The organism is Streptomyces viridochromogenes (genome assembly GCF_001270495.1).
Classification (GTDB): domain Bacteria; phylum Actinomycetota; class Actinomycetes; order Streptomycetales; family Streptomycetaceae; genus Streptomyces; species Streptomyces viridochromogenes_A.
This window is the reverse complement of sequence record NZ_LGUR01000117.1, coordinates 1-20,555: the sequence shown is the minus strand read 5'-3', so window position 1 is coordinate 20,555 and position 20,555 is coordinate 1. Positions and strand designations below refer to the sequence as shown.

General features: G+C 69.6%; 23 protein-coding genes. 16 read left to right on the top strand and 7 right to left on the bottom strand.

The annotated features are described in order from the left end of the window. Positions 1-132 precede the first annotated feature (132 nt). A complete protein-coding gene (locus ADK36_RS48760) occupies positions 133-387 on the bottom strand; it encodes a hypothetical protein (protein WP_159391124.1) in 255 nt (84 codons plus the stop codon). 327 nt (positions 388-714) lie between these two features. Beyond that, on the bottom strand, positions 715-960 hold the full coding sequence (locus tag ADK36_RS48755) for a hypothetical protein (RefSeq protein ID WP_159391123.1): 246 nt from the start codon (positions 958-960) through the stop codon (positions 715-717). A 326-nt stretch (positions 961-1,286) separates the two neighbouring features. On the opposite strand from ADK36_RS48755, the gene ADK36_RS11945 reads away from it, so the two are divergent. From ADK36_RS11945 to ADK36_RS51415, 7 genes are all read left to right on the top strand, one after another. Beyond that, entirely contained in the window at positions 1,287-1,865 is a 579-nt protein-coding gene (locus ADK36_RS11945) for a GNAT family N-acetyltransferase (RefSeq protein WP_053197278.1), read from the top strand. A 250-nt stretch (positions 1,866-2,115) separates the two neighbouring features. Then, complete coding sequence (locus tag ADK36_RS11940; protein ID WP_234329742.1) at positions 2,116-3,420, top strand: MFS transporter; 1,305 nt, start codon at positions 2,116-2,118, stop codon at positions 3,418-3,420. Positions 3,421-3,922: 502 nt separating this feature from the next. Continuing rightward, complete coding sequence (locus ADK36_RS50090; RefSeq protein ID WP_048587561.1) at positions 3,923-4,123, top strand: hypothetical protein; 201 nt, start codon at positions 3,923-3,925, stop codon at positions 4,121-4,123. Positions 4,124-4,237: 114 nt separating this feature from the next. Continuing rightward, entirely contained in the window at positions 4,238-5,071 is an 834-nt protein-coding gene (locus tag ADK36_RS11930) for an IS5/IS1182 family transposase (RefSeq protein WP_053197276.1), read from the top strand. A gap of 178 nt (positions 5,072-5,249) precedes the next feature. Beyond that, complete coding sequence (locus tag ADK36_RS11925; RefSeq protein WP_107086852.1) at positions 5,250-6,065, top strand: electron transfer flavoprotein subunit beta/FixA family protein; 816 nt, start codon at positions 5,250-5,252, stop codon at positions 6,063-6,065. Positions 6,066-6,113: 48 nt separating this feature from the next. Further along, positions 6,114-7,100, top strand: a complete 987-nt coding sequence (locus ADK36_RS11920) for an electron transfer flavoprotein subunit alpha/FixB family protein (RefSeq protein WP_053197274.1) — start codon at positions 6,114-6,116, stop codon at positions 7,098-7,100. A gap of 96 nt (positions 7,101-7,196) precedes the next feature. Then, a complete protein-coding gene (locus ADK36_RS51415) occupies positions 7,197-7,610 on the top strand; it encodes a hypothetical protein (RefSeq protein ID WP_053197272.1) in 414 nt (137 codons plus the stop codon). Between the two features lie 335 nt (positions 7,611-7,945). On the opposite strand, the gene ADK36_RS46110 is transcribed toward ADK36_RS51415, so the two are convergent. After that, a complete protein-coding gene (locus tag ADK36_RS46110; protein ID WP_159391122.1) occupies positions 7,946-8,098 on the bottom strand; it encodes a transposase in 153 nt (50 codons plus the stop codon). Between the two features lie 80 nt (positions 8,099-8,178). Between ADK36_RS46110 and ADK36_RS11910 the strand changes: the two genes are divergently transcribed. Then, on the top strand, positions 8,179-8,481 hold the full coding sequence (locus ADK36_RS11910) for a transposase (protein WP_053197742.1): 303 nt from the start codon (positions 8,179-8,181) through the stop codon (positions 8,479-8,481). Next, positions 8,481-8,789 (top strand): IS3 family transposase, encoded by a 309-nt coding sequence (locus ADK36_RS11905; RefSeq protein ID WP_053197740.1) that lies wholly within the window; start codon positions 8,481-8,483, stop codon positions 8,787-8,789. The genes ADK36_RS11910 and ADK36_RS11905 overlap by 1 nt, the downstream gene beginning before the upstream one ends. Positions 8,790-9,408: 619 nt before the next feature. Here ADK36_RS11905 and ADK36_RS11900 read toward each other — a convergent pair. Then, on the bottom strand, positions 9,409-10,305 hold the full coding sequence (locus ADK36_RS11900; protein ID WP_053197271.1) for a 2-hydroxy-3-oxopropionate reductase: 897 nt from the start codon (positions 10,303-10,305) through the stop codon (positions 9,409-9,411). Between the two features lie 483 nt (positions 10,306-10,788). On the opposite strand from ADK36_RS11900, the gene ADK36_RS11895 reads away from it, so the two are divergent. From ADK36_RS11895 to ADK36_RS11865, 7 genes are all read left to right on the top strand, one after another. Further along, positions 10,789-11,715 carry an ABC transporter substrate-binding protein gene (locus ADK36_RS11895; RefSeq protein WP_053197269.1) on the top strand — a complete coding sequence of 309 codons (927 nt, stop codon included), beginning with the start codon at positions 10,789-10,791 and terminating at the stop codon, positions 11,713-11,715. Positions 11,716-11,743: 28 nt separating this feature from the next. Next, entirely contained in the window at positions 11,744-12,718 is a 975-nt protein-coding gene (locus tag ADK36_RS11890; protein WP_078942519.1) for an amino acid ABC transporter permease, read from the top strand. A gap of 74 nt (positions 12,719-12,792) precedes the next feature. Continuing rightward, the gene (locus tag ADK36_RS11885; RefSeq protein ID WP_053197267.1) at positions 12,793-13,545 is read left to right on the top strand and encodes an amino acid ABC transporter ATP-binding protein; all 753 of its coding nucleotides are present in this window, start codon (positions 12,793-12,795) and stop codon (positions 13,543-13,545) included. Between the two features lies 1 nt (position 13,546). Next, positions 13,547-14,611 (top strand): phosphotransferase, encoded by a 1,065-nt coding sequence (locus tag ADK36_RS11880; RefSeq protein WP_053197265.1) that lies wholly within the window; start codon positions 13,547-13,549, stop codon positions 14,609-14,611. 8 nt (positions 14,612-14,619) lie between these two features. Beyond that, on the top strand, positions 14,620-15,954 hold the full coding sequence (locus tag ADK36_RS11875; protein ID WP_234329741.1) for an aspartate aminotransferase family protein: 1,335 nt from the start codon (positions 14,620-14,622) through the stop codon (positions 15,952-15,954). 50 nt (positions 15,955-16,004) lie between these two features. Further along, positions 16,005-16,814 carry an NAD-dependent epimerase/dehydratase family protein gene (locus ADK36_RS11870; RefSeq protein ID WP_053197263.1) on the top strand — a complete coding sequence of 270 codons (810 nt, stop codon included), beginning with the start codon at positions 16,005-16,007 and terminating at the stop codon, positions 16,812-16,814. Between the two features lie 140 nt (positions 16,815-16,954). Beyond that, positions 16,955-18,166 carry an ROK family transcriptional regulator gene (locus tag ADK36_RS11865; protein ID WP_078942518.1) on the top strand — a complete coding sequence of 404 codons (1,212 nt, stop codon included), beginning with the start codon at positions 16,955-16,957 and terminating at the stop codon, positions 18,164-18,166. Here the strand turns inward: ADK36_RS11865 and ADK36_RS51410 are convergent. From ADK36_RS51410 to ADK36_RS11860, 3 genes are all read right to left on the bottom strand, one after another. Further along, a complete protein-coding gene (locus ADK36_RS51410; RefSeq protein WP_425315446.1) occupies positions 18,094-18,609 on the bottom strand; it encodes an enolase C-terminal domain-like protein in 516 nt (171 codons plus the stop codon). The genes ADK36_RS11865 and ADK36_RS51410 overlap by 73 nt on opposite strands. Further along, positions 18,530-18,883: a hypothetical protein gene (locus ADK36_RS48745; protein ID WP_159391121.1), complete on the bottom strand. Its 354-nt coding sequence runs from the start codon at positions 18,881-18,883 to the stop codon at positions 18,530-18,532. The genes ADK36_RS51410 and ADK36_RS48745 overlap by 80 nt, the downstream gene beginning before the upstream one ends. A gap of 157 nt (positions 18,884-19,040) precedes the next feature. After that, entirely contained in the window at positions 19,041-20,546 is a 1,506-nt protein-coding gene (locus ADK36_RS11860) for a CoA-acylating methylmalonate-semialdehyde dehydrogenase (protein WP_053197734.1), read from the bottom strand. Positions 20,547-20,555 lie beyond the last annotated feature (9 nt).

The following is a 20,555-nucleotide window of genomic DNA, read 5'->3' as shown; positions in this document are numbered from 1 at the left end:
CGTCGCCGAAAGGACCGGACACATGCTCGCCCTTATGGACTCTGAGGCCCCCGCCCTTGCCCAGGGAACGCTTGCTCTCCGCCCCGCTACTTTGAAGGCCGGCCCGGGGGTCGGTACCCGCAGGATTGTCCGTCACCCCGCCACCGCGAAGACCGGCGGTCCGAGCGTCGGCACCCGCCGACGGGCCGTCCGCCACCCCGCGACCGCGAAGGGCGACCCGAGCGTCGGCGGCCGCAGGATTGTCCGCCGCCCCGCCACGTTGAAGGGCGGCCCTGGCATCGGCGGCCGCGGGGTTGTCTGCCGCCCCGCCACCGCGAAGACCGGCCCGAGCGTCGGTGGCCGCAGGGCGGTCGACCAGCCCGCTACTGCGAAGGGGGGCTCGGGCATCGACAGTCGCAAGGGCACGCCGGGTGTCTCCGGACGCGAACCCGTTTACCGCCCCGCCACGTTGAAGGGCAATTCGGGTGTCAGTGGCCGCAGGTCTGTCCGTCGCACCACCACATTGAAGGGCGGCACCCCTGGCCTCGGTACCCGCAGGTCTGTCCGTTACCCCGCGACCGCCAAGGGCGGCGGCCCGACCACCGGTTCCCGCAGGGTTGTCCGCCACCCCGCGACCGCGAAGGGCGGCCCGAGCGCCGGTACCCGCAGGATGGTCCGCCGCCCCGCCACCGCGAAAACCGGCAGTGGGGGCATCGGCTCCCGCAGGGCCGTCCGCTACCCCGCCACCGCGAAGCACACCCCGGGCGTCGGCGGCCGCAGGATTGTCCGCCGCCCCGCCACCGCGAAGGGCAACGGCCCGACCGTCGGCACCCGCAGGACCGTCCACCGCCCCGTCACCATGAAGGCCAGCGGCCCGGGCGCCGGCACCCGCAGGGCTGTCCGACACCCCGCGACCGCGAAGAGCACCCCGGGCGTCGGTTCCCGCAGGATTGTCCGCCGCCCCGCCACTTTGAAGGGCACCGGCCCGAGCATCGGCACCCGCAGGACGGTCCGTCACCCCGCGACCGCGAAGGCTGGCGGTCCGGGGGTCGGTAGTCGCAGGATTGTCCGCCTTCCCGCCGCGTCGAAGGTCACCCCGGGTGTCGGTAACCGTCGGCCCGTCGGCCGCCCCGCCACCGCGAAGACTGGCGGCGGGGGCATCGGCAGCCGCAGGGCTGTCCCTCGCCTCGTCACCTCGAAGGGTGGCGTCAGCATCGGCGAGCGGTCTCGCAGGTCCATCCCTGTTGGAACGAGCACGCGCTAGCCGATGTCGGCTCCGGCTGGTGGCAGTGGACGGGAGGGAACGGATGGGGAAGCCGCCGGTGACGGTGGAGCGGTGGGAGGGTCTTGAGTGCGCCGCGCAGCTCGATGTCGTACTGCCGATGTACAAGGAGATCTGGGTCGAACCGCCGTACTGCGAAGGCATAAAGGAGATCGCCGACTTCGTGGACCGCTTCGCGCAGGAGGTCCGGCTTCCCCGTGCCCGTCTCGTCGTGGCCCGTTGCGGCGGCCTGCCTGTCGGGTACGCCTTCGGCTACCCCCTGCCGCCGGACACCGGCTGGTGGAAGGCGATGGAGGAGGAGATGACGGCGGAGTTCGCGGCCGAGACCGGTGAGCGCACGCTGGGCATCGTCGAACTCGCGGTACGCGCCAAATGGCGGCGCCAGGGAGTGGCCGCCCGGTTGCACGCCCACCTCCAGGAGGGCCTGGGTATCGAGCGCGTCACGCTGGCGATGCGGCCCGAGCCGGAGGCAGCACCGGCGCACGCCGCCTACGCCGCGTGGGGCTACCGTCAGATCGGTAGCTGGCGCCCGGCCGACGGGGAACCCGCTTCCCACATCATGCTGCTGACCCTGCCCGTCCCCGCGCACGGAGCCGGCCGGTGACCCAGAACGCGAGTGCAGTGCGGGAGCTGACCCGGCGGTATCCGCGCTGGGGCCGGCCGGACCTGTGTGCGCTGGATGGGGGGTGCCCGGCCGTCCCGCAGCACGGGGCGCAGGGGCTGGTCGGCCCGAACGGTCCGGGCAGGACAGCGGGTTGCGGCCGTGGCGGGGAGGTGCCACGCGGATGTGGGATCGAGCGCGGTGCGGCCTCCGTGGCCCGCGGCGCGTCCGACATCACCGTCCGAGCCGCCCGATGAGCAAAGCGGGGATGGGGATGAGGGCGGCCCGTCGCCGCGGGGGGAATGGCGGCGATGGTCCGCCCCGCACCGGGCTGCTGCGGGAGCGGGGCTTCCGGCTGTACTGGACCGCGCAGAGTACCTCTCTGGTCGGGGACGAGATCAATATCTTGGCGATCCCGCTGGCCGCCGTGCTGTTGCTGGACGCGGGTGCGACCGAGATGGGGTGGCTCACGGCGGCGGCGCTGCTGCCCTCGCTGCTGCTGTCGATACCCGGCGGGGCCTGGGCGGACCGGCAGACGGACCGGCGCAGGGCGATGATCGTCGCGGATGTCGGGCGATTCGCCGCGGTGGCCTCGGTGCCGCTGGCGTACGCCTTCGGGACGCTGACGATGACCCATCTGTACGTGACCGAGTTCGTAGTCGGGGCGCTGACCGTGTTGTTCCGGGTCTGCCAGCATCACGTGTACGCATCCGTGGTCGCCCCGGAGCGGTACGTGGACGCCAACGCGCTGCTCTCCGGGAGCAGATCGACGGCCTCGGTCGCCGGGCCGAGTACGGGCGGAGCGCTGGTCCAGGCGCTGTCGGCACCGTTCGCGCTGCTGGTAGACGCCGCGACCTATCTGGTGTCCGCGGTGTGCCTGGGACGTATCGAGGCGCGGGAGGCGCCCCCCGCCCCGCGTGACAGGCGCGGGTTGGCGGCCGGACTGCGGTGGGTGAGGGCGCACCGCACCCCGGGCCTGCTGCTCGCCGGGGTCGCCATGCTGAGCCTGTGCCACACCTTCCTGCTGACCCTGTACGTGCTGTACGGGGCCACCGAGCTGGGGCTGACGGCCGGGGCGCTGGGGATGGTGGTTGCCGCGGCAGGGCTCGGCGGGCTTGCCGGTGCGTGGGCCGCGCCGTGCGTGGTACGGAGGATCGGCATCGGCCCGAGCATTGTCACCGGCTTCCTGTGGTTCAGCCTGCCCGTGATGCTGGTGCCACTGGCCGAGGGCCCGGAGCTCTGGGTGATCGCAGCGCTGCTCGCTGCGCAGCTGGGCGCAGGCAGCGGGGTCGCGGTCCTGGACATCTCGACCAACAGTTATCTCATCGCCGTCATCCCGGAGACGCTGCGTTCCCGCGTGATGGGCGTGGTGCAGACCGCCAACTTCGGAGTGCGCCCGATCGGCGCGGTGCTCGCCGGCACGCTGGGCACCGCGCTCGGCCTGCGGCCGACCCTGTGGATCGGCACCATGGGGGCCGTGCTGAGCGTGCTGTGGGTCATCGCGTCCGGGATACGGCACGTCCGGGAGCTGCCCGAGAACGCCGTAGCCGCTTCCTGAGCATCGTGTGCGGGTCATAGCGGGGGCAGGCGCCTCGACGACTACGCCCAGGAACATGCTCCGGGTCTGAGGGCAATCGACCGGCAAGACATGTGACGGTGCCCTTCAGCGGTTCAGGAGGCCAGCAGCGCTGGTCCTCAACGAGCACGCGTGACCCAAGGCCACTCAAACGTCCCTACGTTACGTTGGCGCAGGATGATCCCGTTCGTGCCGGAGGCCGCCGAGTAGGAGCGGTCGGCTCGCCGGTTCCTGCTCGCTGCGGCCGGGCGGCCTTCTACGATCCTGTGCATGCTGGATCCCGAGCTGCTGGAACGGATCACCGCGCGGCGTGCGGAACTGGACGAACTCGAAGAACAGCTGGCCAAGCAGCTGTCGGAGGTGCGGGCCGAGCGGGACGAACTCGCAGTCGCCGAACGTGTCCTTGAGCGGGTGAGCGAGCAGCTCGCCGACGAACGCGCCGAGGTTGCGCCGGCGCCCGGGCAGGTGGGGGGGACGGGCGGTGATGCTGATCCCGCACCGCGAGCCGGACGTCGAGGAGACGATGCTCCCGCCGGACTACCAGCGCATCCTCGCCGCCGTGCGGCAGGCCGCCGGACCGGTGACGGCCCGGCAGGTCGGCGAGATGCTGGGCGTGGACGTCGGCGTGCGGGCCAAGCTGGAACCGCTGCGCGGCAGGCTGGTCAGACTCGTCGACCGCGGCTAGCTGCGGAAACTGCCCGACGGCCGGTTTACCGCCCGCCTGTGACCTGCTCCGTCGCCGCCTGGGGCGGTGCGGCGCGGGCGTAACCGGGGTGCCCCCGGCGGCCGTTGGAATGGTGTGACGAAAACCAATCAACGCGCCGAGGACACCTGCCCGCTGGTCTATCAGTGCCGTCTGCCGCTGTCCACGAGCACCGTCAACCACCTCGCCGGTCTGCTGCGGCGCCATCTGAAGGCGATTGGGTCACGGTGGCGGATCACGCCGCCCGGGAAGATCGCGGTGATTGTCCTGGCCGTGCTGCGTCACGACCAGCGCCTGGCCGACATGGCCGGCGGCAACAACGTGTCCGAGTCCACCGTCCGCCGCTGGCGCGACGAGCTGATCACCCTGCTCGCCGCGCGGGCCCCGCGCCTGGACCGCGCCCTGAAGAAGATCGCCGAGCGGGGCGGGGAAGTGGTCCTGATCGACGGCACCCTCATCCCCATCCAACGCCGCACCGGAAGAGCCAACCGCCGCAACTACTCCGGCAAACACCACCATCACGGCCTGCACTTCCTCGCCCTCACCGACGAAAACGGCCGCCTGATCTGGATATCCGCAGCCCGGCCCGGCCGCACCCACGACATCACCGCCGCCCGCCACGACCACATCCTGGCCCACCTGCGCGCCGCCGGCCTCGGGGCGCTGGCGGACCTCGGCTTCCGCGGCCTGGACAACGACATACGTGACCCCGTGATCGTCACCGGCTTCCACGCCAGCCGCACCCACAAGCTCACCCCCGGCCAGAAGACCGCCAACCGCGTCCTCGCCGTCGGACGCGCCCCGGTCGAGCACGGCTTCGCCCACCTGAAGAACTGGCGGACCCTCACCAAGCTCCGCGCCGACCCCGCCCACGCCACCCGCCTCCTGCGCGCTCTGCTCGTCCTGACGGACCTTGAAGTCAACCGCTGACGGACGATCTACTCCGCAGACTGCCGCCCACGACCAGCGTGAGCACCCTGGAAGGCCGTCACACCAGCCCCTTGACCTGCGACTTCAAGTTGGCGAAGGCTCATTGCGCGTCACATCGCCCCTCGCACCGTGGCGATGCGCGCGATGCGAAGTCCACGAACATCAGGAAGCAGGACCCATGAAGATCGCTGTCTGTGTGAAGTACGTGCCCGACGCCACCGGGAACCGGCACTTCCAGCACGACAAGACCGTCGACCGCGTGGGCGTGGACGGACTCCTGTCCGAGCTCGACGAGTACGCCGTGGAGCAGGCGCTCCAGATCAAAGAGAAGGCCGGGAGCCCCGACGACGTCGAGGTGACCGTGCTGTGCGTGGGCCCCGAGCAGGCCGTCGATGCGGTCCGCAAGGCGCTGCAGATGGGCGCCGACGACGGCGTGCACGTCCAGGACGACGCCATCGCGGGCTCCGACGCGATCGCCACGTCGCTGGTACTGGCAAAAGCGATGCAACGGGGCGGCGGCGCTGACGGAGCAGGCATGCCGTACGACCTGGTGATGTGCGGCATGGCGTCCACCGACGGTGCCATGAGCGTGATGCCGGCGATGCTGGCCCAGCGGCTGTCGCTGCCTCAGCTCACCTTGGCCTCGAAGATCGAGACGCAAGGCGCCAAGGTGCGGATCCAGCGCGACGGCGACGACGCGACCCAGGTAGTGGTCGGGGAGATGCCGCTGGTGCTGTCAGTGACCGACCAGTCCGGTGAGCCGCGGTACCCCTCGTTCAAGGGAATCATGGCGGCCAAGAAGAAGCCGGTGAAGATCCTGACGCTGTCCGACATCGGAGTCGACGCCGGTGACGTGGGTCTGTCCGCGGCGTGGACCGTGGTCGAGGAGACGACCGCGCGTCCGCCGCGTGAGGCCGGCGAGATCGTCAAGGACGAGGAGGGCTCGGGCGCCAGGGCGCTGGCTGACTTCCTCGCCACCCAGAAGTTCATCTAGGCAAGTCCGTCCGAGTCATCCGACCCATAGATTGCGGAGAGCGATTCAATGTCCGAGATCCTGGTGGTCGTCGACCACGTCGACCTTCCTGAGGGCGTGGCGATCAAGAAGTCAACGTACGAGATGCTCACCCTCGCGGCGCGCATAGGCGTGCCGTCGGCGGTGTTCATCGGTCCGAAAGCCAAGGGAGCGGGCGTCGCCGAAGCCGTCAAGAGGTACGGCGCGCAGAGGCTCTACGTCGTCGACGACGAGGATCTGAAGAGCTACCCGGTGGCACCGAAAGCCGAGGCGCTCCAGCAGCTCGTGGAGAAGACCTCGCAGTCCGGTGGCGTGGGCGCGGTACTGATCACCTCATCCGCCGAGGGCAAGGAGGTCGCAGGCCGGCTCGCGATCACAACCGGCTCCGGGCTGATCACCGACGCCATCGACATCGAGGCCGGCGACGACGGCCCGTTGACCACCCAGTCGGTGTTCGCCGGCAGCTACACGGTCAAGGCCAGGGTCACCCGGGGCACCCCGATCATCACCGTCAAGCCCAACTCCGCGGTGCCGGTGGAGGCCGACGGCGCCGGCCAGGTCGACGAGGTGGCCGTCACCGTGTCCGAGGCCGCCCGGGGTGCCCGGATCGTGGCCTCCCAGCCTCGGGCCGTCACCGGCCGCCCCGAACTGACCGAAGCCGCGATAGTGGTCTCCGGCGGTCGCGGCACTGGCGGCGACTTCGATCCGGTCGAAGACCTTGCCGACGCCCTCGGCGCGGCCGTGGGTGCCTCGCGGGCCGCGGTCGACTCCGGCTGGAAGCCGCACAGTTACCAGATCGGCCAGACTGGAAAGAACGTCGGCCCCCAGCTCTACTTTGCTTCCGGGATCTCCGGCGCCATTCAGCACCGCGCCGGCATGCAGACCTCGAAAACCATCGTCGCGGTGAACAAGGACGAGGAGGCCCCGATCTTCGAGCTCGTCGACTTCGGTGTCGTGGGCGACCTCCACACGGTCCTCCCCGCCGTGACCGAGGAGGTCAGGCGACGCAAGGGCTGACGCGTGCACAGTTACGGGCGACGGTGGCCTGGCACCGCTTGTCGGACGAGATGGCCCCCCAGCCGACTTTCGAGCAGGCTGGGGAAGGAGGCTCCGGTGCGGACCTTGGAGATCGCCAGATCCAGGTCCCCGGCCTGCGTGGTCAGTACCTTCGTGGGCGAGGTCGAGACGCGAGGGCACGATGTCGACGGCGATGACCCGGGTTGCCGGTGTCAGCGCGGCGGCCATGACGGCGGACAGCCCCACCGCACCCGCGCCGAACACGGCCACGGCGTCTCCGGGGCCGGGGCGCAGCTCGTTGAGGACGGCACCGGCACCGATCTGGACTCCGCAGCCGATCGGGGCGAGCAGCGCCAGTTCGTCCTCGTCGGCGGCCTCGACCGGCACGACGCTGCGTTCGTCGGCCACCGCGTGCCGGGTGAGGGAGGACTGTCCGAAGAAGCGTCCGCCGAGCGCGCCCTGGCCAACGAACGCGGCGCGTCCGTGCCCGGTCGGGCCGCGGATGAGTGACCACATCTGCCACCAGCTCTCGCGAGGGAAGGCGGTGGAGCCAGCACGTCGCGCTGCGCGGTGTCCAAGGGGGCTGCAGCCGTGGCCTCCAGGACGTCTGGGACGTGCCGCATCTGGGCCTGGACGGCGTCGGTGCCGGGCTGTTCGAAGGCGGCCGGCATCAGCGTGGCCACCCAGGGCCGGGCCCACTTGGGGGACCTGGCTCAGCAGCGTACGGGCGGTGGAGGGAACCGCAGCGCTGCCGCGAGGCGCTGGGCATGGTGGCGTCGATGGGTTGGCCAAGCCGGCGTGGGTGTTGGAGATGACCAGTTGGACGCCGGAAAGGCCGCGGGTGATCAGCGACCGAAGGAAGGCCGAGCAGGCGTTGGCACATCGAGGCCGAGGATTGTGCGGTGCCCGTCGGAGTTCATACCGACCGCGATCAGGGCATGTACGTTGATGATTCGGCCTCCCTCGCGGACTTTCCGGGTCAGTGCGTTGACCCACACGAACGCGTAATGGTATGCCCCGGTTCTGATGGAGTCGGGTTGCTGGACAATTGACGATCCAGCAGCCTTCGGAGGCCCTGATGCCCCGCAGCTATCCGCCCGAGTTCCGCCGCAAGGTCCTCAATCTCGTCGCACCCGGAAGAAAGGTCGCCGAGGTCGCCAGGCTCCTCGGCATCAGCGACCAGACGATCTATGTCTGGCGACGCCAACACCTCATTGATACGGGGCAGTTGCCCGGTACGAACAGCAGCGACCTGTCCGAGCTCGCTGCGGCTCGCAAGCGCATCGCCGAGCTGGAGGCCGAGTTGGCCATCCACCGCCGCGCAGCCGAGCTGCTGGGTGAGGTGACGTCCCCCAAAGGCGGTTCGAAGCCATCCGCGTGATGGCCGGTGAGCACCTGCCGGTGCAGCTGGCCTGCCGGGTGCTGCACGTCGCTGAATCCGGATACTACGCCTGGCACAACCGTCCGCCCTCGAACCGCCTGGTCAAGCACGCCTGGCTGACCGAGGCCATCGTGGGCATCCACGCCGCCTCCCGCGGCACCTACGGCTCGCGCCGGGTGCACGCCGAGCTCGGTCTGGGCCTGCGTATCCATGTCAGCCACGGCACCGTGGAGCTGCTGATGCAGCGCGCCGGCCTGCACGGCAACCGGCGACCCCGCGCTAAGCACGTCACTCCGCCAGTCGCCTGAAACCAAGCAACTCGACTCCACCCAACTCGGGACAGTCCGGGGACTCCATGAAACGCGGTGCAGCTCACCTTCGCGTCGAACAGGCGTTCTGTGAATAGGGTGTTGGGATCGAAAGCCGATGGGTGCCGATCGTCTGAAGGGAAGTATGGCCTGCGGCTGTGTTCGCTACTGGGATCGGTGGTGGACTGCTGAGAGAAGGCGCGGTATGCCGACCACCTGCTCGCCCGTTCCGATGGCCAGCCGTCGGGCATCGGCTCATCGCTGAACACCCGCACAGCCTGGCGGCTGTCCACGGCCTCATGGAGCGCTTGACGAGAATCGAACTCGCGCTCTCAGCTTGGGAAGCGACGGCGCTCAAGCGGGCTTATACCTTCTGACCTGCAGGGATATCGTGATGGCGGCGCGGTCGTAGGACTTGGTAGCACCGCTGTTGATCGTGACGGCCCGTTCTTATGGGCACGCGGAGGGCACGGCGCCACGGTGAGCAGGAGCGTGGTGTGCGCGCGACCGTTGTTTCGCTCGGACCGTGTCGACTCGAAGGTCTGCTTGGGCACGTGATTGCGGGTGCGCATGCGAGTGTGCTGGCGGACTGGGCCGGCGCATTCGGAATTACCTGCGCTCACTGTCCGGAGAGCCGCTCGACGCCACGCAGCAGCGCCGAGTGATCCAGTCCGCCGTCGCCGTTGGCGCGGGCCGAGGCGAGCAACTGGGCGACCAGGGAGCCGACGGGCAGGACGGCGCCGACGCTGCGGGCGGCGTCGGTGACGATGGTCATGTCCTTGTGGTGGAGGTCGATGCGGAAGCCGGGCGGGAAGTCCCGGTCGAGCATGTTGGTCTTCTTGCGGGTCAGGACGGTGGATCCGGCGAGGCCGCCGCCCAGCACGTCGAGAGCGGCCGGGAGGTCGGCGCCCGCCTTCCGCAGGAAGACGACGGCCTCGGCGAGGGCCTGGATGTTCGCGGCGACGATGAGCTGGTTGGCGGCCTTGACGGTCTGTCCGGCCCCGTGCGGGCCGACGTGGACGACGGTCGTGCCGAGTGCCCGGAGCACCGGCTCCGCCTCGGCGAAGTCGGCGGCGTTACCGCCCGCCATGATGGACAGCACGGCCTCGATCGCGCCGGCCTCGCCTCCGGACACGGGCGCGTCGAGGACACGGATGTCCTTCTCGTGACCGGTGTGCGCGATCGCGACCGCGGTCTGCGGGCTGATGGTGCTCATGTCGATGAGCAGGGTGCCGGGACGGGCGTGGCTCAGGACGCCGCCCTTGCCGAGGGCGACCTCGGTGACCTCCGCGTCGGCGGGGAGCATGGTGATGACCGCATCGGCGTCGGCGACCGCCTCCGCGACACTGTCCGCGCCACGCCCGCCGGCCGCGACAAGCCGGTCGACCGCGAGTCGGCTGCGGTTGAAGCCGATCACCGTGTGACCGGCCCGGACGAGGTTGGCGGCCATCGGGCCGCCCATGATGCCGAGGCCGATGAAGGCGATGGTGCGCGGCTGGGCTGCTGGCGTGTCCATGTGTTCTGTGGTTCCTTCGATCCGAGGGACGTACGGTTGCAGATGGGAACTGCGGGTGACGCCGCGGGTGAATGAATGTGGGTCGCCGTCCGTGCCGGAGGAGCCGACGGCGGTAGCAGTAGGGAGCGTGACCTTCAGCGGATCGTCACGAATCCAAGGGCACTTCACAAGATCGTCCGTCACGTGAGACGGAGCATCCGCCCCCGCGCCATATCGGCTCGGGCCTTGGACTCGGGCGCCAGGCGGCTTCTGATCATCAATCCTCTGAACTGGACTTTCTCTCCCTTGTGGGCATGAGGGCCGCGTGCGCGACGGCGGCGGTGGCGTGCGGGCGACGGGCGTCGGCCGCCTCGGGTGAGGAAACATTGCGTTAACCGAAATTAACCGGCCCAGCTCTGGACAGCCCTCGCATGCCGGGCTACCTTCGCTTCAAATTTCAGCCTGAAAAAATATAACTCAGGCCCCGACCGAGCGGAGCGTCCCATGTCCTCGCGTCTCGCCACATCCATTGCCATCGCCACCACCAGCGCGCTGTCGCTCGGCCTCCTGGCCGCCTGCGGGGACAGCGACGACAGCAGTTCGTCCACGTCGGCCGACCCGGCGTCCTCGGCGTCGACGACGGTCCTGAAGGCCGACTCGGCCGTCCAGGCGCTTGTGCCGGAAGCGATCCAGAAGAAGGGCACGCTGGTGTTCGCCACGGACGCCACCGCGCCGCCGAACGAGTCGGTCGACACCGACGGCAAGACGATCGTGGGCAACGAGGTCGACATCGCCAAGAACCTCGCATCCCTGATGGGGCTGAAGGCCGAGTTCGTCAATGTCAGCTTCGACTCGATCATCCCGGGCCTGCAGGCCCATCGCTACGACCTGTCGATCTCCGGGTTCCGGGACACCAAGGAGCGCGAGAAGGTCGTCGACTTCGTCACCTACGCGAAGGCCGGTCCGCAATTCTTCGTCAAGTCCAGCGCCGGCTTCAAGCCCACGAGCCTGGATGAGCTGTGCGGGCACAGCTTCGCGGTGCAGTCGGGCACGATCCAGGAGGACATCGCCCAGCAGCAGAACAAGAAGTGCACCGACGCCGGCAAGAAGGCCGTCGACGTGAAGGTCTTCAAGACCCAGGACCAACAGGTGCAGGCCGTCGCCAACGGCCGGGTCGAGGTCGGGGCGCAGAACGGGCCCAACAACGTCTACACCACCCAGCAGACCAACGGGGCCATCGTGGCTTCCGGCAAGCCGTTCGCCGAGGGCCCCTGGGGCATGCCCGTCCCGAAGGACACCGGCCTGGTCAAGGCCCTGCACGCCGCCACGCAGAAGCTGATCGACAGCCCGGTGTACCTGCAGATCCTCAAGAAGTGGAACGTCAGCGACCAGGCCATCACCAAGTCCGTCATCAACGGCGCCATCAGCTGATGGCCACTGGAGTAGTGATCCTTCCCCGATGTCTACCGACGTGAGCAGCGGCGCCGAGACGAAGGCGCCGCCGCCCCTCCACCTGGGTGAAGCCCCGACCGTGGGGCTGAAACACCCCAGCCGCTGGATCGCGGTCCTGGTTGTGTTCGTTCTGGCCGCGATGGCCGTGCACTCGGCCATCACCAACCCCAACTTCCGCTGGGATCTGGTCGGCGACTACTTCTGGGCCGCCCCCATCATGGACGGCCTGCGGGTCACCCTGACCCTGACCGTGATCTGTATGGCCATCGGCTTGGTCCTCGGCACCGCGCTGGCGCTGATGCGGCTGTCCCCGAACCCGGTCCTGCGCAGCGCGGCGTTCGGGTACGTGTGGCTGCTGCGCGGCGTACCGCTGCTGGTGCAGCTGATCGTCTGGTACAACCTGTCCGCGCTCTACCCCCGCCTGTCGCTGGGCATCCCGTTCGGGCCGGAGTTCGTCAGCTTCGAGTCCAACCACGTCATCACCGCCTACACCGCGGCCATCCTGGGCCTCGGCCTCAACCAGGCCGCGTACATGGCGGAGATCATCCGGGCTGGCCTGCAGTCGGTCGACGAGGGACAGCTGGAGGCCGCCTCGGCCCTCGGCATGGGCCGTCTGCGGACCATGATGACGGTCGTGCTGCCGCAGGCCATGCGGGTCATCCTGCCGCCGACCGGCAACGAGACGATCACCATGCTCAAGCAGACGTCCCTGGTGAGCGTCGTGGCCGTGGCCGACCTGCTCTACTCGACGCAGCTGATCTACGCCAAGAACTTCCAGACGATCCCCCTGCTGATCATGGCGTGCATCTGGTACCTGATCATCATCAGCCTGCTCAGCGTCGGCCAGTACTACCTGGAGCGCCACTTCAAGCGCGGCTCCAGCCGGCAGCAGCACAAGAGCCTGTGGCAACACCTGCGCCGTACGGCCGCCCTGCGCCGCGATACCTCCGCCCTCGGCACGGAAGGCAGCACCCCGCGATGAAGCCCACGACATCGACGCAGCCGTCGACGGAGCCATCGACGGAATCCGCCCCGCACACCACCGGCCAGGTGCCCATGGTGAGTTTCAGCAAGGTCCGCAAGTACTTCGGCGACAACGAGGTGCTCAAGTCGATCACCTTCGACGTCGCGCCGCGCGAGGTGCTGTGCATCATCGGTCCCTCCGGCAGCGGCAAGTCCACGCTGCTGCGCTGCATCAACCAGCTGGAGCGGATCGACGGCGGGCGGATCGACGTGGACGGCGCGATGGTCGGTTACACCGAGCACTCAGGCCGCCTGCACGAGATGCACCCGCGGCAGATCTCCCGTCAGCGCACGGACATCGGCATGGTCTTCCAGAACTTCAACCTGTTCCCCCATATGACCGCCCTGCAGAACGTGTGCGTCAGCCCGGTCAAGGTGCGCCGGGAGAGGAAGGCCGAAGTCCGGGAGCGGGCCGAGCAGTTGCTGCGCCGGGTCGGGCTGGGCGACCGGATGAACCACTACCCTCGGCAGCTGTCGGGCGGTCAGCAGCAGCGGGTGGCCATCGCGCGCGCCCTGGCCATGAAACCGCAGCTGATGCTGTTCGACGAGCCCACCAGCGCGCTCGACCCCGAGCTGGTCGGGGAGGTCCTCGACGTCATGAAGGACCTGGCCGCGGAGGGCATGACGATGGTCGTGGTCACCCACGAGATCGGCTTCGCACGGGAGGTCGCCGACACGGTCGCGTTCATGGACGGCGGGGTCGTCGTCGAGTCCGGCCCGCCCGCGCAAGTCATCGGCGATCCGCAGCACCAGCGCACCCGCGACTTCCTGTCCAAGGTGTTGTGACATGCCCGCCCAGCCGAGCAGTCCCCCACCGGGCAGCCAGCCGCTGACCACGGCCTCGGCCCGCCTCACAGCGGCTGAGGCCGAGCGGATCGCCGCCGAGTACTACGGCTTCCGAGCCGCCGCCCGACGGCTGGACGGGGAGCGTGACGACAACTTCCGCCTCCGCGGCGAGGACGGCGTCACCCGTCTGATGAAGGTGACCCACCCTGCCGAGGACCCCGAGGTCACCGACTTCCACACCCGGGTCCTTGAGCACCTCGCCGACAGCGACCCCGGCCTGCCCGTCCAGCGGCTGGTGCCCACCCTGTCCGGCAGCCTCCGTCTGACCATCACCACGCAGGACGGTGCACTCAGGGCAGCCCGCATGACCACCTACCTCCAGGGCCGACTCCTGCACACCGTCACACCCACCCAGCGGCCACTGCTGCGTGAGATCGGCCGGACCCTGGCCCGGCTGAACCGCGCCCTGCGCACCTTCACGCATCCGGCCGCCTTCCAGCCTCACTTGTGGGATCTCCAACACGCCCACCTGTTGCGGAAAATGACGGGCGACATCCCGCCCGGCCCGCGTCGTGACCTCCTGCTGGCCTGCCTGGACCGCTTCGACAACGTCGTCCGGCCCGCCCTTCCCGCCCTGCGGGCCCAGGTCGTGCACAACGACTTCAGCGGCGACAACGTGCTTGTCGACGACGCCGGACTGCACGTCAGCGGCATCCTCGACTTCGGCGACATGACCCACGCTCCCGTCGCGGCCGACGTGGCCGTCGCCGCCGCGTACCAGCTCGCCGACGGCGACGATCCGATGGGCCCCGCCCTGGACGTCGTGGCCGGCTACCACGCGGACGACCCGCTCACCCGGCAGGAACTGGGGCTGCTGTACGACCTCGTGCTCACCCGCATGGTCGTGCGAATCGCCGTCACCGAATGGCGCGCGGCGCGCTTCCCCGACAACCGCGCCTACATCCTGCGCAACACCCCCCGCTCGTGGGCCCAGCTGGAACAGCTGCTGGCCACGACCGACACCACTGTCACAGCACGCCTGTTGCACGCGTGCGGTATGGAGTAGACCCCCCCATGTCCAACACGGCATACATGGTCAACGGCTTCGACGTCTCCACCGTCGACGCCCTCGATCCTCACCTCCAGGAGATCGTCAAGCGGCGCAGCCGCCTGCTCGGCCCGGCGTACAAGCTCTTCTACGCGAACCCCGTGCAGTTCGTCCGTTCCGAAGGAGTCCACCTCTACGACGCGCAGGGCAACGCCTACCTCGACGTCTACAACAACGTCCCCTCGGTCGGCCACGCCCACCCGCACGTCACCGCGGCCATCACCCGGCAGGCTCAGACTCTGAACACCCACACCCGCTACGCGGCCGAGCCGATCCTCGACTACGCCGAGCGGCTCCTGGCCACGCACACCGAGGGCCTGGGGAACGTGATGTTCACCTGCACCGGCAGCGAGGCCGTCGACCTCGCGCTGCGCATCACGCGCTTCCAGACCGGCGGCACCGGCATCGTTGTCACCTCGAACGCCTACCACGGGCTGACCTCGGCGGTCGCGGAGATCTCGCCGACCATGGGCCCGAGTGTGCCGCTCGGTCCGTACGTGCGCACCGTGCCCCCGCCGGACCCGTACCGCACCGACGGCCGCGACGTGGGTGAGGCGTTCGCCGAGGGTGTCGCCGCCGCCATCGCCGATCTCGAACGGCATGGCATCCGGTTCGCCGGCTTCATCGCCGACACCCTGTTCTCCACCGACGGCATCCTCCCCGACCCGGCGGGCTTCCTGAAGCCGGTCGTCGACATCGTCCACCGGGCGGGCGGGCTGTACATCGCCGACGAGGTCCAGCCCGGCTTCGCCCGGACCGGCGACGCCATGTGGGGCTACCAGCGGCACGGGATCCTCCCCGATCTGGTCGTCATGGGCAAGCCCATGGGCAACGGCATGCCCATCGCCGGCGTGGTCGCCCGCCCGGAGATCCTGGCCGACTTCGGCACCAAGATCCGCTACTTCAACACCTTCGGCGGCAACTCCGTCAGCATCGCCGCCGCCGCAGCCGTCCTGGACGTCATCGAGGACGAGAAGCTGCTGGACAACTCCCGCACGGTCGGCCAGTACCTGCGCGAAGGCGTCGGCGACCTCGCCGAGGACCATCCCCGCATGGGCGCCGTGCGCGGCGCCGGCCTCTACGTCGCCGCCGACTTCATCCGCCCCGACACCGGCGCCCCGGACGGTGATCTGGCCCTGGCGGTCGTCAACGGCCTGCGCGAGCGCCGGGTCCTGATCAGCGCCACCGGCGCCCAGGGCAGCATCCTCAAGATCCGCCCGCCGCTGCCCTTCACCCGGGCACACGTGGACACGTTCATCGAGGCCCTCTCCGACGTGCTGGCGACGGTCGAGATCCCGTAGGTGAGCACCCCCGCTTTTGCAGGCTGGCCAACGACAGGAGCCTATGCCCCATGACCTACCGCATCCTCATCACCGGAGCCGCCGGAGAGATCGGCACCATGCTGCGTACCGGGCTCGCCCGCCCGGGCCGCGTACTGCGTCTGCTCGACACGGCTGTGCTGCCCGCGCCGGCCGCCTCGGAACCGGTGGAGATCGTGCAGGCGTCGGTCACCGACCTGCAGGCGATGCAGGAAGCCGTCACCGGAGTGGACGCCGTGGTGCACCTCGCCGCGCTGCTGGGAAACCGCAGGTGGGAGGAGTACCTGGACGTCAACATCCACGGCACCTACACCGTGCTGGAGGCCGCCCGCCGGGCCGGCGTCACCCGCGTGGTGCTGGCCGGCAGCCACCACGCGGCCGGCTTCCACCTGAGATCCGAGGAGACCGCCCCCGACTACCTGTTCCCCCGCCCGGACAGCTTCTACGGCGTGGCCAAGGTGGCCGCCGAGGCCCTGGGCAGCGTGTTCCACGACCGGCACGGCATGGACGTGATCTGCCTGCGGATCGCCTCCTACCGCCCGGAACCGGACGACCGCCGCTGCCTGGCACAGTGGCTGTCACCCGGCGACTGCGTGCGTCTGATCGACGCCGCCATCGCCGCGCCCTCGCCCGGCTTCCGTATCGTGTGGGGCGTGTCGGCCAACACGCGCGGCTGGCTGTCCCTGAAGGAGGGCGAGGCGATCGGCTACCACCCCCAGGACGACGCCGAGACGTACGCCGAGAGGATCCTGACGCAGGCCGCCCCCGAGAACCTCTACGAGGCCGGCTACCTCGGCGGTGTGTTCTGCGCACCCGGCTTCGACCAGGAGTCCCGGGTCTGAGCGGCTGCCGGAGTGAGCATATAATTTCACCCTGAAACATAATCTGGTTGCGTCGGCTCACGAACCCGCTGCCTGGGCGGCAGCGATAATGACGCGTCGCCGCACGGGCGGCGCGGGCCGACAGGGAGGGGACGAGGACAATGGAATCGAGCAGCGCGCGCCATTTCAACCGGGCAGCGGTGCTCGACGCCGTCTTCGCCGAAGCCGGTGTGACCCGTGCTGGTATCAGCGGCCGCACCGGGCTCAGCCCCGCGACCGTCTCGCGTGTCGTAGAGGACCTCATCGCCGAGGGCCTGCTGGACGAAGGGCAGCAGATCCCGCGGACCGGCCGGGGCCGCAGGTCCACCTTCCTCACCCTCGGGCGCGGGGTCGGCTGTGTGGTGGGCATCGACCTCGGTGCGACCACCTGCCGTCTGCGCTGCAACGACCTGATGGGCGAAGAGCTGGGCACGCTGCGCCGCCCGACTCCGCGGGGCCTTGAGGTGCCCGCCCTGGTGGATTGGCTCGCCGAGTCCGTCACCACGGTCATGGCGGAGTCGGGGACGTCCCGGCCACTGATCGGGATCGTCGTCGCCGTCCCGGCCACGGTGCGCGACGCGGCGATCGTGGTCCGTCCGGCTCGGCAGCTTGCCCAGACCGAAGGGGCCGAGCTGGGACACCGGCTGGGCCGAGCACTCGGCGTTCCGGTGCTGTTGGACAACGACTCCAACCTCGCCCTGGTCGGCGAGATGGCCACGGGTGCCGCAGTCGGCTGCACGGACGCGGTCATACTCACTACGAGTACCGACTTCGACGCCGGTGTCGCCGTCAACGGTGAGATCTTGCGGGGCCGTACCGGAATCGTCGGTGAGTTCGCGACCCTGCCGACCGGTGACGAGCAGCCCCTGCGACGGCTCCTGAGTGTCGACGGCATCCTCGACACGGCCGCCGAGCAGGGTGTCGCCCTGGCCGACTTCACCGACCTGTTCGACTCCGCACCGGAGGGGCCGCTCGGGACGCTGCGCCGCGGCTTCGTGCACGGGCTGACCCTGGCGACCAGCGTTGCCACGCTGGCCTACGACCCTCAGGTCATCGTCGTCCAGGGCCGTTTGCAACCACTGGTCGAACAGGTTCTGCCGGAGCTGCGGGAGCGGCTGTCGCACGTGCTGCCGGCCGTACCCGAACTGCGGCCGAGCGCCCTGGGCGGTTTCGCCGGCGCCACCGGGGCCGCCTTCGTCGCCGTGCAGGCGGCACGTACCGCGCTGAAGGACCTGGGCAGCTTCGAGTCGTGGCTCTCCCCTCAGGGAACACCCCTCGATGGAGCGGGCGACGCACGCGCCGAGGCGACCGGGCCGACGGACACGGTCGCCTGACCGCCGCCATGTCGAGGCGGCCGGATCCCTACAGGCGGGCCGCGTTCACAACCCGCAGGCGCACCCGAGGCCGGGCAGTGGCAGCGCGCGAACCGCCTCTTCGTCGACCTCGACACCCAACCCGGCATCACCGGGGCCGCCAGGCAGACACCGGTTCCCCAGCAGTGCGGTGAGACGCGCAGGTTCCGTGCGGCGGCCATCTGGCTGATGACCTCGGCCTCGGTGAACCCGCCGCACATCGTCAGATCCAGCGACGACGTCGACGCCAGCGGGATGTCCGCCTGCCGCAGGAACGCCGGCCCTTCTATGTCGTCGGGCGGCAGCGCTCCTCGGCCCCGTGGATGCCGTACTCGCGGATGTGGTTCATGGACCGCAAGACCGTGTCGACGGCCGCGTTGGCATTGCAGTCCCCAGCAACCGCCCGTCGGGAGCGAGCAGCTCACGGGTGACCGCGACTCGCTGGGCGTTCTCGTCCGGCCCGGTTCCAATCTTGATCTTGACGGCGGTGAAGCCCTCGGCCAGCGCACGTTCGATCTGCACGCGGAACTCGCCGAGGTCAGGTGTGGTCGTGACGTATCCGGTGGCGGCGTACGCCGGGACGCTCTCGCGCAATTGCCCGCCGAGCAGTCGGCTGCTGGCATCTGCAGGCTGAGGGCGTAAGCGTCCCACAGTGCGATGTCGATGCTGCTCGGCGAACTGGGCGAGCAGCGGGCCCATCACCCCGGGCGGCCTCGGGCGGTCCGTAGCTCTCGCCCCAGCCGACCGCCCCGTCCGATGCGGTGATCTTGACCAGAGTGCCGGTCCTCGCGGGTACCAGCACCGTCGCGGAGCCGTAGCCACCGTCGGGCAGGACGTGCTCCAGGGGAAACAGGTGTCAGTCGTTCGTCGGGAAGCCGAGGTTGAGGCCGCCGTGGGAGGGGTCGAGCCAGCGCTGGGTGACCGCCTTGCCACGGGTGAAGAACTTGACGCCTTCCTCGCCGTAGGCGTGGGAGTCGCCGAAGAGCGATGCCTTCCAGCCGCCGAAGGAGTAGTACGACACCGGCACGGGGATGGGGACGTTGATGCCGACCATGCCGACCTCCACCTCGTTCTGGAAGCGCCGGGCGGCGCCGCCGTCGTTGGTGAAGATGGCCGTGCCGTTGCCGTAGGGATTGGCGTTGATGAGGTCCAGGCCCTCGTCGTACGAGCTGACGCGCACGACTGACAGCACGGGGCCGAAGATCTCGTCGCCGTAGATCGACATTCCGGGTTCGACCTGGTCGAAGAGGGTCGGGCCGAGCCAGAAACCCTCGTCCGTGCCCTCACCGGAGATCGGGTGCTTGCGGCCGTCGACGACCAGGTTCGCGCCTTCGGCGGCGCCCGCGTCGAGGTAGGAGGTGACCTTGTCGCGGTGGGCACCGGTGACGAGCGGGCCCATCTCGGAGTCGCCGTTGCAGCCCGGGCCGACCTTGAGGGTGGCGATGCGCTGCTCGATCTTCTCCACCAGCTCGTCCCCGACGGGGTCGACGGCGACGAGCACGGAGATCGCCATGCAGCGCTCGCCGGCCGCACCGAACCCGGCGTTGACGGCGGCGTCCGCGGCCAGGTCGAGGTCGGCGTCGGGCAGAACCAGCATGTGGTTCTTGGCGCCACCCAGGGCTTGGACGCGCTTGCCATGCCGGGTGCCGGTCTCGTACACGTAGCGGGCGATCGGCGTGGAGCCGACGAAGGACACGGACTTGATGCCGGGGTGCTCAAGGAGCCGGTCGACGGCGACCTTGTCGCCATGGACGACGCTGAAGACACCGTCGGGCAGACCGGCCTGCTTCCACAGGTCGGCCAGGAAGTTCGCCGCCGAGGGAGCCTTCTCCGAGGGCTTCAGCACGACCGTGTTGCCGGCCGCGATGGCGATGGGGAAGAACCACATCGGGACCATGGCGGGGAAGTTGAAGGGCGAGATGACGGCGACCGGGCCGAGCGGCTGGCGGATGGAGTAGACGTCGACTCCGGTGGAGGCTTGCTCTGTGAACCCGCCCCTGAGCAGGTGTGGGATGCCGCAGGCGTACTCGACGACCTCGATGCCGCGAGCGATCTCGCCGAGGGCGTCGGAGTGCACCTTGCCGTGCTCGGAGACGATGATCGCGGCCAGTTCGTCCCGCTTGGCGTTGAGGAGCTCGCGGAAGGCGAAGAGGATCTGTGTGCGCTTGGCGAGGGAGACGGAACGCCATTGCTTGAACGCGGTGGTCGCGGTGACGACGGCATGGTCGACGTCAGCGACCGATGCGAAGTCGACCCGGCCCGTGACCTGGCCGGTCGACGGGTCGTAGACGTCGCCGTGGCGTTCGGCGGTGCCGGTCCATGTCTGGCCGGATATCCAGTGGGTGATGTGGCGGCGGGTCATGCTCTGCTC